This is a genomic window from bacterium (assembly GCA_020444065.1).
Lineage (GTDB): Bacteria > Sumerlaeota > Sumerlaeia > SLMS01 > JAHLLQ01 > JAHLLQ01.
In genome coordinates this window covers 115,420-129,449 of sequence record JAHLLQ010000001.1, presented here as the reverse complement: position 1 = coordinate 129,449, position 14,030 = coordinate 115,420, and the positions used below count along the sequence as shown (strand labels likewise).

General features: G+C 60.3%; 14 protein-coding genes. 3 read left to right on the top strand and 11 right to left on the bottom strand.

Going from position 1 to position 14,030, the window contains the following annotated elements:
• Window positions 1-125: 125 nt before the first annotated feature.
• The 5 genes from KQI84_00475 to KQI84_00455 form a co-directional block, all read right to left on the bottom strand.
• Window positions 126-689, bottom strand: coding sequence for a 2-oxoacid:acceptor oxidoreductase family protein (locus tag KQI84_00475; protein MCB2153333.1), 564 nt, complete (start codon window positions 687-689; stop codon window positions 126-128).
• Complete coding sequence (locus tag KQI84_00470; protein ID MCB2153332.1) at window positions 679-1,437, bottom strand: 2-oxoglutarate oxidoreductase; 759 nt, start codon at window positions 1,435-1,437, stop codon at window positions 679-681. Before KQI84_00470 ends, KQI84_00475 begins: the two co-directional genes overlap by 11 nt.
• Window positions 1,434-2,498, bottom strand: a complete 1,065-nt coding sequence (locus KQI84_00465; GenBank protein MCB2153331.1) for a 3-methyl-2-oxobutanoate dehydrogenase subunit VorB — start codon at window positions 2,496-2,498, stop codon at window positions 1,434-1,436. The genes KQI84_00470 and KQI84_00465 overlap by 4 nt, the downstream gene beginning before the upstream one ends.
• 64 nt (window positions 2,499-2,562) lie before the next feature.
• The gene (locus KQI84_00460; GenBank protein ID MCB2153330.1) at window positions 2,563-2,817 is read right to left on the bottom strand and encodes a ferredoxin family protein; all 255 of its coding nucleotides are present in this window, start codon (window positions 2,815-2,817) and stop codon (window positions 2,563-2,565) included.
• A 45-nt stretch (window positions 2,818-2,862) separates the two neighbouring features.
• Window positions 2,863-3,540 carry an ATP-binding protein gene (locus tag KQI84_00455; protein ID MCB2153329.1) on the bottom strand — a complete coding sequence of 226 codons (678 nt, stop codon included), beginning with the start codon at window positions 3,538-3,540 and terminating at the stop codon, window positions 2,863-2,865.
• A 235-nt stretch (window positions 3,541-3,775) separates the two neighbouring features.
• On the opposite strand from KQI84_00455, the gene KQI84_00450 reads away from it, so the two are divergent.
• Both KQI84_00450 and KQI84_00445 read left to right on the top strand, forming a co-directional pair.
• Entirely contained in the window at window positions 3,776-4,306 is a 531-nt protein-coding gene (locus tag KQI84_00450; protein ID MCB2153328.1) for a hypothetical protein, read from the top strand.
• Between the two features lie 83 nt (window positions 4,307-4,389).
• Window positions 4,390-4,824: an acyltransferase gene (locus KQI84_00445; GenBank protein MCB2153327.1), complete on the top strand. Its 435-nt coding sequence runs from the start codon at window positions 4,390-4,392 to the stop codon at window positions 4,822-4,824.
• A gap of 18 nt (window positions 4,825-4,842) precedes the next feature.
• Here the strand turns inward: KQI84_00445 and KQI84_00440 are convergent, their stop codons facing one another.
• The 4 genes from KQI84_00440 to KQI84_00425 form a co-directional block, all read right to left on the bottom strand.
• On the bottom strand, window positions 4,843-5,832 hold the full coding sequence (locus tag KQI84_00440; protein MCB2153326.1) for a beta-lactamase family protein: 990 nt from the start codon (window positions 5,830-5,832) through the stop codon (window positions 4,843-4,845).
• Between the two features lie 52 nt (window positions 5,833-5,884).
• The gene (locus KQI84_00435; protein MCB2153325.1) at window positions 5,885-7,009 is read right to left on the bottom strand and encodes a D-alanine--D-alanine ligase; all 1,125 of its coding nucleotides are present in this window, start codon (window positions 7,007-7,009) and stop codon (window positions 5,885-5,887) included.
• 82 nt (window positions 7,010-7,091) lie between these two features.
• Window positions 7,092-8,501: an MBL fold metallo-hydrolase gene (locus KQI84_00430; protein MCB2153324.1), complete on the bottom strand. Its 1,410-nt coding sequence runs from the start codon at window positions 8,499-8,501 to the stop codon at window positions 7,092-7,094.
• A 176-nt stretch (window positions 8,502-8,677) separates the two neighbouring features.
• Window positions 8,678-10,525 carry a hypothetical protein gene (locus KQI84_00425; GenBank protein ID MCB2153323.1) on the bottom strand — a complete coding sequence of 616 codons (1,848 nt, stop codon included), beginning with the start codon at window positions 10,523-10,525 and terminating at the stop codon, window positions 8,678-8,680.
• Between the two features lie 503 nt (window positions 10,526-11,028).
• Between KQI84_00425 and KQI84_00420 the strand changes: the two genes are divergently transcribed.
• Complete coding sequence (locus KQI84_00420) at window positions 11,029-12,315, top strand: aminotransferase class I/II-fold pyridoxal phosphate-dependent enzyme (GenBank protein ID MCB2153322.1); 1,287 nt, start codon at window positions 11,029-11,031, stop codon at window positions 12,313-12,315.
• Between the two features lie 2 nt (window positions 12,316-12,317).
• On the opposite strand, the gene KQI84_00415 is transcribed toward KQI84_00420, so the two are convergent.
• Both KQI84_00415 and KQI84_00410 read right to left on the bottom strand, forming a co-directional pair.
• Window positions 12,318-12,836 (bottom strand): (2Fe-2S)-binding protein, encoded by a 519-nt coding sequence (locus KQI84_00415; protein ID MCB2153321.1) that lies wholly within the window; start codon window positions 12,834-12,836, stop codon window positions 12,318-12,320.
• On the bottom strand, window positions 12,836-13,840 hold the full coding sequence (locus KQI84_00410; protein ID MCB2153320.1) for an FAD binding domain-containing protein: 1,005 nt from the start codon (window positions 13,838-13,840) through the stop codon (window positions 12,836-12,838). The genes KQI84_00415 and KQI84_00410 overlap by 1 nt, the downstream gene beginning before the upstream one ends.
• Window positions 13,841-14,030: the final 190 nt, after the last annotated feature.

The following is a 14,030-nucleotide window of genomic DNA, read 5'->3' as shown; positions in this document are numbered from 1 at the left end:
AAGGGAATCGAACATGATGACTGGAACCGTGGGTCTCCCCAATGCGGACGGGGTGCAGCGATATTCCGCCGCACCCCGCAATAGTCAGATGAGAATCTGCCAGCAAGTCGCCGGCTTCTCCGGGATCAGTGCTTCGCCAGTTCCGATCCGTGAACGGCCTCGGCGCCGCGTTTCAGAGCTTCGAGGTTGAGCGGAATTAACTCCGCCTTCTTCTGCCCGAACACTTTCTTCAGGGCTTCAGAAACCGTCTCGACCTTCACGATGTGAGTCAGGTGCAGGTACGCGCCAAGCATCACCATGTTGGCGGCCTTCACGTTGCCCAGTTCCATCGCGATATCGTTGGCTGTGATGTAGTGGACTGCGACATCCTTGCGTTCGGCTTCCTTGTCGATCAGCGAGCAATTGATCAGCAGGTGCCCGCCCTTCTGCAACTCGGGCTCGAACTTCACCAGCGACGGCAGGTTCATCACGATCACGGCGGTTGCATCGTGCGAGACCAATGGGCTTCCGATGGGATCGTCGGAGATCAGGACATGGCAGTTTGCCGTGCCGCCTCGCATTTCCGGTCCGTAGGAAGGAACCCACGAGACGTGTTTGTTCTCAAGCATACCAGCGTAGGCAATCAGTTGGCCGAGCGACATGATGCCTTGGCCACCGAAACCGGCGCAGATGATCTTCTCAGTGCTCATCGGATTTCTCCTTCCACGGATCGCGAAGATTGCCGAGTGGATAGTACGGGATCATGTTCTCAACGAGCCACTCGAGGGCCTCTTCCGGCGTCTTGCCCCAGCCGGTCGGGCAACTGGAGAGCACCTCGACGATTCCGAAGCCGTGGCCTTCCAACTGACACTTGAAGGCGTTCATGATGGCCTTCTTGGCCTTCTTCACGTGGCGCGGATCATGAACTGAAACGCGCTCGACGAAGGCCGCGCCATCGATTGTCGCGAGCATCTCGGCGACGCGCAGCGGCATGCCGCAATGTTCAGCGCTGCGGCCATAGGGCGACGTTGTGGCCTTCTGCCCAATCAGCGTTGTCGGTGCCATCTGCCCGCCGGTCATTCCATAGATCGCGTTGTTGACGAAGATCGTTGTGATCTTCTCGCCGCGATGAGCGACGTGAACGATCTCCGCTGTGCCGATCGAGGCGAGATCGCCGTCGCCCTGGTAGGTGAACACGGTCTTGTCCGGCAGCACGCGTTTGATGCCCGTCGCAACGGCCGGCGCGCGGCCGTGAGAGGCCTCGCTCATGTCGCAGTCGAAGTAATTATAGGCCAGAACCGAACACCCAACCGGCGCGACGCCGATCGTATCGCCGAGGACGCCGAGTTCCTCGATGCATTCGCCGACGAGACGATGAATGATGCCGTGCGTGCAGCCCGGGCAATAATGGAAGTGCGCATCGGTCAGCGCATGGGTTTTCTCGAAGACGACGCTCATGGCTGCTCACCTCCCATAATAGCTTTGACCTTCGTGACGATTTCTTTCGGCACCGGGATCACACCGCCGGCGCGTCCATAGAAGTGCACTGGCAAGCGGCCCTCATTGGCGATCTTCACGTCGTCGAGCATCTGGCCGAGACTCATTTCGACCGTCAGGAGCGCCTTCACGCTCTTTGGCAGTTCCCGGAAGACCCCGTAGGGATATGGCCAGAGTGTGATCGGTCGAATCAGGCCCGCCTCGATTCCTTCTTCCTTCAGTATCGCGATTGCATTCTTCACGATTCGCGACGTTGTGCCGTAGGCGACCAGGACGATCTCCGGCGACTCCATGTTGTAGAGCTCGTAGCGAATCTCGTTGGCCTCGATTTCCTTGTGCTTCTTGTCGAGACGCATGTTGTGTTCTTCGAGTTCGTCCGGATCCAGGTAGAGCGAATTCACGATGTTCGGCTTCCGCTTTCCGCCGGTGCCTGTCGTGATCCAATCCTTCTTTGGAAGGGGACGTTGCTTCGGCTCGTTGAACTCGACCGGTTCCATCATCTGGCCGATCATTCCGTCGCCGAGCACCAATGCCGGGATGCGATACTGATCGGCGATGTCGAACGCTTCGATCAGAAGATCGACGGCTTCCTGGATACTCGCAGGTGCGAATGTGAACGTGCGATAGTCGCCGTTTCCGCCGCCGCGAGTCGCCTGAAAGTAATCGGCCTGTGTGGGCTGGATGCCGCCAAGTCCCGGACCGCCGCGCATCATATTGACGATGACGCAGGGCAGTTCGGCGCCGGCGATGTACGAGATGCCTTCTTGCTTCAGCGCGATGCCGGGCGACGACGATGATGTCATCACGCGCGCGCCGGCTCCTGCTGCACCATAGACCATGTTGATCGCGGCGACTTCGCTCTCCGCCTGCAGGAACGTGCCGTTAACCTTCGGCAACTCGCGCGACATGTACTCGGGCAACTCGTTCTGAGGCGTGATCGGATAGCCGAAGAAGAACCGACATCCCGCCTTGATGGCGGCGGCACCGACGGCCTCGTTGCCTTTCATCAAAACTTTGGACATAGGGAATACCCCCCTCCTTTATGTGGTGGGTTGAAGAAAAAAGCTCCCGCATGCGGGAGCAGACTCAGTGAACCAGTGCGCCGGCGAGGTGGTCGCTGGTTACGCGCTCGACGGAAATGACGACGTCCGGGCACATCAGCGCACAGAAGGCGCAACTGGTGCAGGACTCCTCGTCACGAATGGCTACGGGATTGTAGCCCTTCATGTTGAACCGGGACTTGTCCAGGAACAGAAGGTCCTTGGGACAAGCGTTGACGCACAGGCCGCAGCCTTTGCACCGATCCTCGTCGAAATGCAGAACACCGTGAAACTTTGCCACGTTTCTTTCCTCCCTATGTGGAGTTGTCGACGGGATGCAGGATCGCTACATCCAGTCCTCTCGCATGTGGATCTGTATTGGGAGGATCGCCCCCTCAAGATCCTTGGCCGGCAGGTCCCCGGCCAGGCGCTGCATGACACTGACATAGCGAATGGGCAGACCCAGTTTGTCAGCAGCGCGTTTACAAACTCGCTGACCGTGCAGCACTAAGTCAACGGACGTTTGCAATAAAATGTGGCTATTGTTGATCATAGCGGTCAGGGGTGCCCCGACCGTTTCGGCTATGGCTTCAGCGTGGGCAACGACGCCCTCCGGATCCCGGGTCTCGGGACGGAAAGCATTGACCACACAGAACATATCGTAATCGCCCGGCTGCATGAACCGCCGGTATCGGGCCAGGGCTCTGGCCCCGGCGGAATTGCCTCCCACATCCAGAATCACATCCCAACTGATGTCCTGGAGCGGAACGGTGACCTCCGCGGGGATGGCTGGTAAATCGACGCCTTTATCGATACCGAGAGAGTTGCCTATCACCCAGATATCCGCAGCCTCGAGCAGCGCGCGCTTCTCCCGCGAACGGAAGAACGGATTCACGACGTCCAGATCCACAAGGGCGACCTTCCGCCCCGTGGAGGCGAGCATCAGGGCGTAATTGACGGCGATTTCCGTTTTGCCGCTGCCGTAGTGCCCGATGAAGACGCGAATCCGGTTGTCCGCCGCGATTTCCGCGGGACCGATAACGCTGGCGTGCGCCAGCGCCTCAAGAGGCTGGGGAGTTAAAGATTCTGGCAAAGGCGACCTCCGCATCCACCTGTGTCATAACAAGCAATACCCGCCGGGCCGTGGCTTCTCAACCAGAATCGACATGCTGGAATGGATGGAATCGGAGCCGAACTCCACTTGCCTCGATTCGCTGGGCGGGCGATCAAGAGTCCAGTCAATCCACGGAGGGCTCCAGTTGCCGTCGCTCGTACACATCTACCGCATTCAGGCCGCCTTTGGGCCGGAGCAGGTCTTCAAAGCTCTTCGCCTGGTTTGCGATCATCCGGAGCAGCGGGAAATCGACCCGCAGTTCGAATTCGAATGGATTGACCGCCGGATTGCTCTGTCAGCGAACTCCTCCGAGGGCGTGGATGCCTGCGTCGAGCACTTCATGACCCAGACGCGGAAAATGGGCGCCACGGAGGATGCGTTCTACCCAGGCAAGGTCGAGGAGAAGGATGGTCGTTTCATTCGCCCGATCGGTGTTGCCGTGCATGATGCGCCGACCTTCGGCGAATTGATCGGCAAGAGCCTTGTCGAGATCGGTCTGCGTGGTGTGAAGCTCTTCGATTCGGCGGAGGGAACGTTCCTGACTCTTCGCGTCAGTGGGATGGCAAAACAGATCGACTACCAGTCCCTGATCCAGTCCTTTCCGGTTCCGGGCTACATCCAGATCAAAGACGAAGGCAAGATTCCCGAAAATAAGCTGCAGGAGCTGCACAAGTGAGTCGTCGCCCGGTTCCTTCGCGTATTCGCAATCTCCTCGGAGTCCCCAGTGGATGCCCGACGCGATTCTACGTCCTGTATCGAATGGGTCAGTGGGTCGGCATCAACCGTCGCGTGCCCTGGCCGGTGCACTTCACCAGCCAGGTCAACCATCCCCAGCGCGTGAAGATCGGCCGCGCGACGTATCCGGGCGACTCGCCGCATTGTTACCTGAACGCCTTCAACGGCATCGAGGTGGGGGACTACTGCAACCTCGCCCCGGGTGTCGGCCTGATCAGCGCGAATCACGATGTCTACGACAACACCAAGTGGATCAAGGGACAGCCGATTCGCCTGGGGGCACACTGCTGGCTCGGCATGAACGCGGTCGTCTTGCCCGGCGTGCAATTAGGCGACTACACAATCGTCGGCGCGGGGTCGGTTGTGACGAAGAGCTTCCCCGACGGCTACGCCGTCATCGCCGGCAACCCCGCAAGAGTCATCCGCACACTGGATCCCGCGAAGGTGGCGATGAAGTAGAAGCCATCGGCTCAGTGGTCAAAGCCCGAGAGCGTTCTCGATTCTCGGATACAGGTGCCACAACGCCTCGCCGGTATTTCCGAGCATGGTGACAACCAGGCCTTCCTCGATCCAGTATTCCGATCGCAGAGCAACTCCGGGGTCGCTGCCCACGACGAAGAGGCGGCGAGTCTGGCCCCCGGACCGATCAAGCCAGACTCCATAACCATAGTGCGTCGTGGGAGAGTCGGCCTGTACGTGAGGGTGGAGCATCCGTTCCGTCATCTTCGGGCCGAGGAGTTCACCGCTGACCAGGGCGCGCCAGAAGCGCTGCATGTCCGGGGCAGCCGTGAATGCGCCTCCATCTGGCGCCCCCACAGCAGGTACGGCAAAAATGTTGGTTCGCCAGGTCCCGTCACCGTTCGGGATGTATGCGGACGCAGTTCCTTTCGGCAAACAGTCCAGGGCGAAGTAACCCGAATCCTCCATGCCGCTTCGGTCGAAGATGTTCTTCTGAATGTATTGAGCGAACGGGATCCCGGCGGCTTTCTCGACGGCAAGGCCCAGCAGGATGAAGCCGGCGTCGTTGTAGTCGAATCGCTCGCCCGGAGGGAACTTCATGGGTTTGTTCTGAAATAGCGGAAGGAAGTCTGCGGGCCGCCGCACACGGTAAGCCGGATAGTCCTGCCAGATGGCTTCGTAGCTGGGATTCACGTCTTCTTCGAAGTAGGAAGTGATGCCGGAAGTGTGTGTGAGCAGGTGATGCAGCGTGATATCCGGACTGAAGTTGGGAAAGTCGGCGTCCACGCATTCGGACAATCGCGTTTCAAACGTCAGTTTGCCTTCCTCAATGAGTTGGCAGATGGCGAGGCCGGTGAATATCTTGCAGCCGGATGCCATCTGAAACCGCGTATCGATCCGATTGGGAATCGATTCCGATCGAATCGCATCGCCGCGGCAGAGCTCAAGAATCGTTCCGTTTGCATCGGCAATGGAAAGCACTCCCGAGAAAGGCTCGGGAGACTGCATTTCATCAATAAGTGAGATGATCTTGTCGCGATTGATTCTCACGCCAGTCCTTCTACAACTCTCCGCGACGGGCCTTCGCTTCGATCAGGCGTTCGAAGGTGCCTTCGATCATGCCGGTCAGGAGCGTGGTCATGTTGATGCCGAGGGCGGCGGCGCCTTGGGGCAAGAGTGAGGTCGGCGTGAGGCCCGGGATGGTGTTGGTCTCGAGGTAAACGGGCTGGCCGTCTTCGCGGACGATCATGTCGGTGCGCGACATCGTGTGGCACCCGAGCAGATCGTGGGACTTCTCGGCCATTGTGTAGATGCGGTTCAGAATCTCGTCCGGCAGGTCGGCGGGCGTGATCTCTTCCGTCGCCCCGGGCCGGTACTTCGCATCGAAATCAAAGAAGGCCGAAGACTTGGGACGAATCTCCGTCGGCGGGCAAACGAGCCGACCGCCGAAACTCTCCGCCAGGTCGAGCACGGCGCAGGTGACTTCGCGGCCGCGGATCAGTTCTTCAACCAGAACCTCGCTGTCGTGTTCGAAAGCGCGATTTACCAGTCCCCTAAGTTCATCCGTGTTGTTCGCGAGGCCCGCGGCGAGGCTGCTGCCTCCCGCGTTCGGTTTCACAACCAGGGGCCAGCCAAGCAAATTGCCCGCGGCTTCGATCTGGTCGTCGCGGTGTGCGGGGGTGCTGGAGGCGGTCATTGTCATGTGTCGGCCGACACGAATGCCATGGGCGCCGAGGAAGTCCTTCGTCCGCCGCTTATCCATCGCGAGGGAACTCGCCAGGACGCCCGATCCGAGGTACGGGAATCCCAGGAATTCGAGCATGCCCTGCAGCTTGCCGTCTTCACCATAGGCGCCGTGCATGATGGGGAGAATGACATCCGGGCGCCATTGCTGGAGGCGCCCCAGGCCTTCGGCAGGGGAGCGCCGCGTCAGGTACCCGACGGGGCAGAGCTCCGGCATGTCGAGCAAGTCGAAGAGCTTCTCGATGCGCGAGGGAGGCGTTTCGCCTGTCCATTCCTCTTCCGGGAAGATCCAGTTGCCATCCTCGTCGATGCAAGCAACGCGCACGCGATACCGGTGCCGATCCAGCGCATGGGCAGCGGCACGGGCAGAGGTCAGGGAAACGACGTACTCGGCGGACGGACCGCCACACATCAGGACGACTTTTCTCGGCGCTTCGGACATACAGAGACCCTCCAGGGCAGGCTCACTGCCCGATGAAGCGGGAGGAGTTGGACAGCATCAAGAAGAAAATGACTTCGGTGGATTAATCGAGTTCGATCTCGTCCCCCCGAGCCGGGCAATGGACCTCGACGTTGAGGTGTTCGCGCAAGTAGGCCGCGAGGGGTTCCTGCTGGCTGACTTCGCCGTGGACCAGGAAGATCTTCTTCAGGCGCTCGCCGCGCTCTTTCACGCGGAAGGCGAAATCCTTCAACTCGTGCTTGTCGGCGTGCGCGGAGAATCCGTTCATCACGGCTACTTCAGCGCGGAGGGGATGCTCCTCGCCAAAGATGCGGACCTTCTCGCGCCGCTCGACGATCCGGCGGCCGAGCGTATGTTCCGCCTGGAAGCCAACGATCAAGACGCAGTTCCTTGGATCCTCGATCGAGTTCCGCAAGTGGTGGAGGATCCGGCCCGCTTCGCACATTCCCGATGCAGAGATAATGATACAGGGCTCGTTGAAGTCGTTCAGTGCCTTGCTCTCTTCAACATTCTCCGTGTAGCGCAGCAGCTCGAAGCCGAAGGGGTTCGGGTCGCTCTGCATGATGTCCTTAGTCTTACGATTGAAGCACTCGGGATGCGAACGGAACACCTGCGTGACGTTGTTCGAGAGGGGGCTGTCGACGAAGCACGGGATGCTTGGCAGTTCCCCGTCATTGAACAGATTGTTGAGCTGATAAACAATCTCCTGGGTTCTGCCAACGCTGAACGCCGGGATGATGATCTTGCCTTTGCGATCGGCGACGCGCTTGACCAGATCGCGCAGCCCGGCGCGCAGATTAGCAGTCGGTTCGTGCTCGCGAGCGCCGTACGTCGACTCCATGATGAGGTAGTCGGCGTCGCTCGGAATCTCCGTATCGCGCAGGATCGAGTTTCCACCACGGCCGAGATCGCCACTGAAGACGAGGCGCTTGTTGCGACCGTCTGTTTCGATATCCATTTCAGTAATGGCCGAGCCCAGAATGTGGCCAGCTTCAAGGAACTTGCCGCAGAAGTTCCGCGCGAAGCAGAATTCGCGGTAATAGCCAATAGTCACGAAGTGGGGGAGCACAGCTTCGGCGTCTTCCATCGTGTAGAGGGGCTCGACCGGATCCTGGCCCTTGCGTTTGCGGATCTTGCTGACGAACGCGGCGTCCTTCTCTTGAATGTGCGCGGAGTCCATCAGCAGCACGCGCGAGAGATCGCCGGTTGCGTGAGTGCAGTAGATCGGACCTTCGTAACCTTCGCGAACAAAGGTCGGGAGATTTCCGCAGTGATCGATATGCGCGTGGGAGAGAATCACGCCGCTGACCGTATTCGGTGGCATCGGGAACTCGCCGTTGTATTGCTCGGCAAGTTTACGGCGCCCCTGGTACAGTCCGCAATCCAACACGATTCGATGCCCACCGGCTTCGATGACGTGCATGGATCCCGTGGTCGTTTGTGCGGCTCCCCAAAATTTCAGCTTAATGGTCATGATCTTCCCCCGGATTTTCAATTCAGTGCTCTGACTATTCAGGATTCATCGAACCGGGGAAGGGCGTCAATGAAAGGCCGCGTGTCGGGAAAGCGCAGACTGCGCAAAAAAGGCGGGGCCGGAAGCATGGCGCCTCCGGCCCCTGGGGGGGGATCGAGCATGGTGCTTGGGAAGTCCTATTCGATCTCTTGCCAGTTCTGCACACGGGACGCGCCTGTCGAACCACTCAGGAAGGCGGGACCGTGCATGGTCTGCACGAAGTTGATGTCCACATCCTCGATGAAATAGCCGCGATCTTCATCCGGGGAAGTCAACTCGAGAGGATCAACGAACGTGTAGACTGCACCGGAGGTCGCGTTGCCCTTTGCGGGAACGATGGTCAGGTTGAGGCGTTCGCCAACGGAGTAGCTGGCGCGGCCATTCTGGACAGACGTGTTGGCGCGATAAACGTGGAAACCGGCGTTCTGATACTCAGCGGCTGTCGTCCAGGTCACGATTGCCTGAGAGGTCTGCGGATCAACGGATGCTTCGAGCGAGACCACGTCCACGACGAGGACTGAGCACGCTCCGCCGCTCGGACCTGCGACGCCGGTAACGCCCTGTGTCGCTGTGCCCGCATTTCCTGGGGTTCCATCAATGCCCGCAGAGACGTTCGGATCGGAGCTTGTTCCAGGAGGCCCTCCCGGTCCCGCATCGCCGCCGGTTGCGGAGCCACGAACGCCGCCACCGCCTCCGGTGCCTGCATCGATCGCGTTCAGCGCATCTCCGCCGGGTCCACCTGGACCGCCATTGCCGCCGACAGCCATTCCGCCATCACCGCCATCGCCGCCGTTGCCGTGGTGATAAATCAACTCCACCAACGGATCGCGTCCGCGACCGCCTGGTCCACCGGGACCGCCGGCGCCGCCGAAGCCGCTACCACCGGCTCCGCCGATGCCACCATCGCCGCCGAAGCCGTCGGTGTAATCGCAGCAGCGCCCGCCGGACCCGCCGAGACCGCCGTTGCCGCCGGTTCCAGTTCCGCCGTTTCCGCCGATACCGCCATTGCCACCGTTGCCGCCTTCAGTGCCGCCATTAGTGGTTGCGTTTCCACCGGCTCCACCGATGCCGCCGTCGCCGCCGACCACCCCGGCGCCAGTTCCACCGGGACCGCCGAAGCCGGCATCAGCTCCGGTCTGCTGGCATGTCAGGCCGGAACTGCCCTGGATTCCCTGGCCTCCGGTAACATCCGCGCCGGTTGGCCCGGGGCCGCCATCGCTGCCGCTCGCGCGGGAGCCGCGCATCTTTGCATTTCCGCCATCTCCGCCGGCACCGCCGCTGGTTCCACTCTGGCCATCGACGCCGTCGCCACCGTGTCCGCCGTTTCCACCGTAAGCGACGGTGGGGCTGTTCACGATCGACTCAACAATGAAGGCATCCGCGCAGAGTTCAACGTCGCCGCCTTTGCCACCGACAGCAGACGGACCGCCATTGCCACCATCGCCGCCGATTGCAGCGCCTTCGAGAATGATCCGAGGCGCATCGAGAATGATCGAGGAGCCATCGCCACCAGGGAAAGCACCAACGGCACGGGTCGACGATTGGTCGAAACTGCGGCCTTCGCCTCCCACGATGAAGCCGTGGAGCACGATCTCGTCCTTCGACACGAGTTGGATAGACGGAGCATCGACCGCCGAAGCACGATCGGAATCTGTTCTCGCTTCTGCGGGAACGGCCATGATCGTTCCATCGATGACCAAGCGATCGGTCGTCTGGATATTGAGATCGCCGTCAATGAAGAGCGTGGCGCCTTGTTCGATGATAAGAGACCTGACGGCGAGGTCGCCCGAGGCGACGTAATCGGAATCCAGATGAACTACGGCCGCCCGATCAATCCCGTTCAGGCGGGGGAGTTTGGCGAGAGTAACCGCCGCCTGCCCATCCCAGTTTGGCAGACTTACTTCTGCTGCGGCTGCAGGGGCAGGCGTAAGCAGTCCCATCAGACCGACGGCAGCGCCGGCCATAAGAATCTGTCGACAGAGCATGGAGCACCATCCCTTTTCAAGGTCTGTAGGTATGTGAGGTGCCCTGGGACTTCTTGATGACTCCGTCGGAACCCCCAACCCCGAGGGTATCACGGACCCAACCCCAATCCCAGGTCGCACGGTAACGGGGACGATCTACACAAGAATCGTGGGAAGAATGCCCAAGGTTGTGTCATAAATGTAAAAAGTCGATTGGACCGCGTCGGTTCTCGGAAAACTCACTGAATTTGCGAGGGTTCCCAGCCAAGCACGATCTCGCTGCGAGGAAGGCTTGGGCTGCGAAGAAGCTGTGCATTGCACAGGATTTGTTCACCGAGCGGACAAAGTGTTACCCACTCGTCTCAGAGCTGCCAGTCATGCCAAACGCCGCGGTGATGGACCCCGGGCGCCTCGGAAATCTCCCTGGAAAAGGATTGCGTTGTGTCATAAACGCGCGGCATTCTCCGCTTGTTTCCCAGGTGCGTTCAACTCGCCGCATTTCAATCTCTCTCAGGGGTTCTGCCATGAAGAATAAGAAGGAATATTTCCAGCATCCCCAGACGCACGTGATGATCGATGCGTACGATCCTCATCTCAGCGAGGGCTCGGTTGTGCCCCCGGTTTTCCGGACCAGCACCTTCGTTTTCCGCAATTGTGCGGAAGGGAAGCGCGCATTCCGGCTGGCCTACGGTCTCGATCCTGCCAATCCCGGCGAGGTCTCGCCGCTGATCTACACGCGCGTGAACAATCCGAACGCGGAAATCGTCGAAGATCGCATCATCGCCTGGGATAAAGCTGACAGCGCGGCGCTGTTCTCCTCCGGCATGGGGGCGATCTCCTGCCTCTGCTTCAGTTTCCTGAGGCCGGGCGATTCCTTGCTCTTCGCGGACCCTGTCTATGGGGGGACGGAGTTCCTCTTCCGGCATATCCTGCCCGACTTCGGCGTGATCACGAAGAGCTATCCTGCGGATGCGAAAGAAGATGAAATTCGCGCGGCGGCGGAGGGGATGAAGAACCTGAAGCTGATCTTCATGGAAACGTGCGCGAACCCGACGATTACGCTCACGGATATCCGCGCTGCGCGGCAGGTGGCGGACAGTCTCGACAGCGAGCCGCTTGTCGTCGTCGATAACACATTCATGGGACCGGTATTCTGTCAGCCTCTCGACCTCGGAGCGGACCTGGTTGTGTACTCCGCCACGAAGTTCATCGGTGGGCATAGCGATCTCGTGGCGGGTTTCATTCTCGGGCCGAAGGACCTGATTACCGGGACAAAGGCGACTCGGACGATTTTCGGCGCGAGCCCGGATCCGGAGACCGCGTGGCTGATTGGGCGATCGATGGGGACGCTGCATTTGCGCATGCAGACGCAAAGTACTTCGGCGCAGAAGATCGTGGAGTTCCTCGAGTCCGATCCCCGCGTTACGAGCGTTCGATTCCCGGGGCACGCGTCGATGAGCGAACACCAACTGCGGCTCTATGAGGAGCAGTGCAGCGGTCCCGGCTCGTTAATCAGCTTCACCGTCGATGGCGGGGAAGAAGACGCTTTCTGCGTGCTCGATAGCCTCGAAATCTTCCACCTCGCCGTGAGCCTCGGCGGCATCGAATCATTGGCCGAGCATCCTTACACCATGACGCACGCAGAGATGACCCACGAGCTCAAGATGGAGGCAGGCATTACGCCGAATCTTGTCCGCCTGAGTGTTGGACTCGAGGATACGTCCGACCTGATCGACGATGTGCGTCGTGGTCTGGACAAGATGGAAGCGCTGCGGAAGACGAAGAAGATTGAGAAGGCCGGAGTGAGCTGAGGCTACTTCGCGCCCACCTCGCTTTGGCTATCCCGCAGGATGCGGCCTGCTTCCTGTACTGCTTCAATGATCTTTGAGTAACCCGTGCAACGACAGAGGTTTCCGGAGAGGCCAGTCAGGATCTCCTCCTCTGTCGGATCCGGGTTGCGATCGAGCACCTGCTTGGCGGCCAGGAGCATCCCAGGGATGCAGAATCCGCACTGGCAACCGCCCGCCTTGACCAATTCTTCCTGAAGCGGATGGAGATGGCGAAGCTCGTCAGCCATGCCTTCGATCGTTGTAATTTCCTCGCCGTTGAAGCTGTGTGCGAACAGCAGGCAAGAGCATGCCGCGCCGCCACGAACAAGCACCGTGCAGGCGCCACACTCACCGACGCCGCAGCCTTCCTTGGTTCCCGTCAGCGCGCATTCGTCTCGCAGCACGTCGAGCAATCGCGCACCCGGTTCCACCATCAGATCGTAACGCTTGCCATTCACAAACAACAGCAGGGGCTTCTTGGTCGTCGTGACCGTATCCTTCATCATGATGTGGTGACCTCGCTAGGTGCATCGACCGGCGCATCGACGCCGGCGGGCTCGAGTCCGATCAGATCGCGCAGGAACAGGCGCGTGTAGTTTGTGCAAAGCATTAGCTTATAATCGCCACTGCCGCGCACATCGTCGATGGGCGAAATATCCTGGGCAACAGCCTCGCAGGCCGATTCGATCAACGTTGGAGTCAGTTGCTTACCGCGAACCATTTCTTCCGTCCGATGGCCGCGCTTCGTCGTCGGCGCCGCAGAACCGTAGGCGAGTCGAATGTCAACGACGGTGTTGCCCTTCATGCGCGCCCAGCCGGCAACGCACGCGATAGAAATCACCTGGGCCAGGCGCGCGCCGGCCTTATAGAACATATTGATCGTGTACTCTTGATCGGAGGTTGCATCCAACGGCGCGTGCCGCGGAGTGACGTTGAGGCGGAACTCATCCGCCGCCGTCAGCAGCTTGCGCGGATTGGCGGGATTGAAGGATGTCATGGGGACGGAGATCTCTTCGATCAACTCGTCCGGCTCGATTCGCGTGCGACCTGGTCCGACCAGGAAGTCCTCGATCGCCAGCGTCCGGCTGCCGCGAAGGCTCGTCAGTTTCACCACGGCGCCAGCGACCATCAAGGCCGGCACTGTATCGGCGGCGGGGGAGGCGTTCGCCAGGTTGCCGCCGAGGGTCCCGACGTGCTGCATCTGCGGACCGCCGAGCCATTGGCTCGCGCGCCATAGTGCCGGAAAGTGCTCGTGAATCCAGGCGTCGCGAATGCACCGCTCCGCCGTGACGGCCGCGCCGAAGACAAAGGCGTCCTCGCGGCGCTCGAAGCGGCGCAATTCCGGCACGCGCGACAGGTCGAGGATCGCCTTCGGCGCGACGATTCCATCGCGAATTTTGACGAGCAAATCCGTGCCGCCGACCACCGGCCGGGCATCGGCGCCCCACTGCTGCTTCAGCTCCAGCGCCTCGCCGAGCGAGCGCGGCTGGAAGAACTCCTGAATCATGACGGCATCCTCTCTAGCCGAATCGAGCCGCAAACCCCGCCCGCGGCCCTCAAGACTGAGCATCTTTGCCAAGGCGCCCAGGGAAGTCAAAGAAAAGCAGCGGGGGGCTTCAGTGATGGATTCCCGTAGAACTTGCCTTTACCCTGATGCATCTGTCAGGCTAGTCAGGACTTCCTGCTGCTGCTCTTCA

Bases quoted from the DNA above. Each gene is read 5' to 3' on its own strand.
- KQI84_00475 (MCB2153333.1), bottom strand. From the start codon at position 689: ATGAGCACTGAGAAGATCATCTGCGCCGGTTTCGGTGGCCAAGGCATC.
- KQI84_00470 (MCB2153332.1), bottom strand. From the start codon at position 1,437: ATGAGCGTCGTCTTCGAGAAAACCCATGCGCTGACCGATGCGCACTTC.
- KQI84_00465 (MCB2153331.1), bottom strand. From the start codon at position 2,498: ATGTCCAAAGTTTTGATGAAAGGCAACGAGGCCGTCGGTGCCGCCGCC.
- KQI84_00445 (MCB2153327.1), top strand. From the start codon at position 4,390: ATGGGTCAGTGGGTCGGCATCAACCGTCGCGTGCCCTGGCCGGTGCAC.
- KQI84_00440 (MCB2153326.1), bottom strand. From the start codon at position 5,832: ATGCAGTCTCCCGAGCCTTTCTCGGGAGTGCTTTCCATTGCCGATGCA.
- KQI84_00435 (MCB2153325.1), bottom strand. From the start codon at position 7,009: ATGTCCGAAGCGCCGAGAAAAGTCGTCCTGATGTGTGGCGGTCCGTCC.
- KQI84_00430 (MCB2153324.1), bottom strand. From the start codon at position 8,501: ATGACCATTAAGCTGAAATTTTGGGGAGCCGCACAAACGACCACGGGA.
- KQI84_00425 (MCB2153323.1), bottom strand. From the start codon at position 10,525: ATGCTCTGTCGACAGATTCTTATGGCCGGCGCTGCCGTCGGTCTGATG.
- KQI84_00420 (MCB2153322.1), top strand. From the start codon at position 11,029: ATGAAGAATAAGAAGGAATATTTCCAGCATCCCCAGACGCACGTGATG.
- KQI84_00415 (MCB2153321.1), bottom strand. From the start codon at position 12,836: ATGAAGGATACGGTCACGACGACCAAGAAGCCCCTGCTGTTGTTTGTG.
- KQI84_00410 (MCB2153320.1), bottom strand. From the start codon at position 13,840: ATGATTCAGGAGTTCTTCCAGCCGCGCTCGCTCGGCGAGGCGCTGGAG.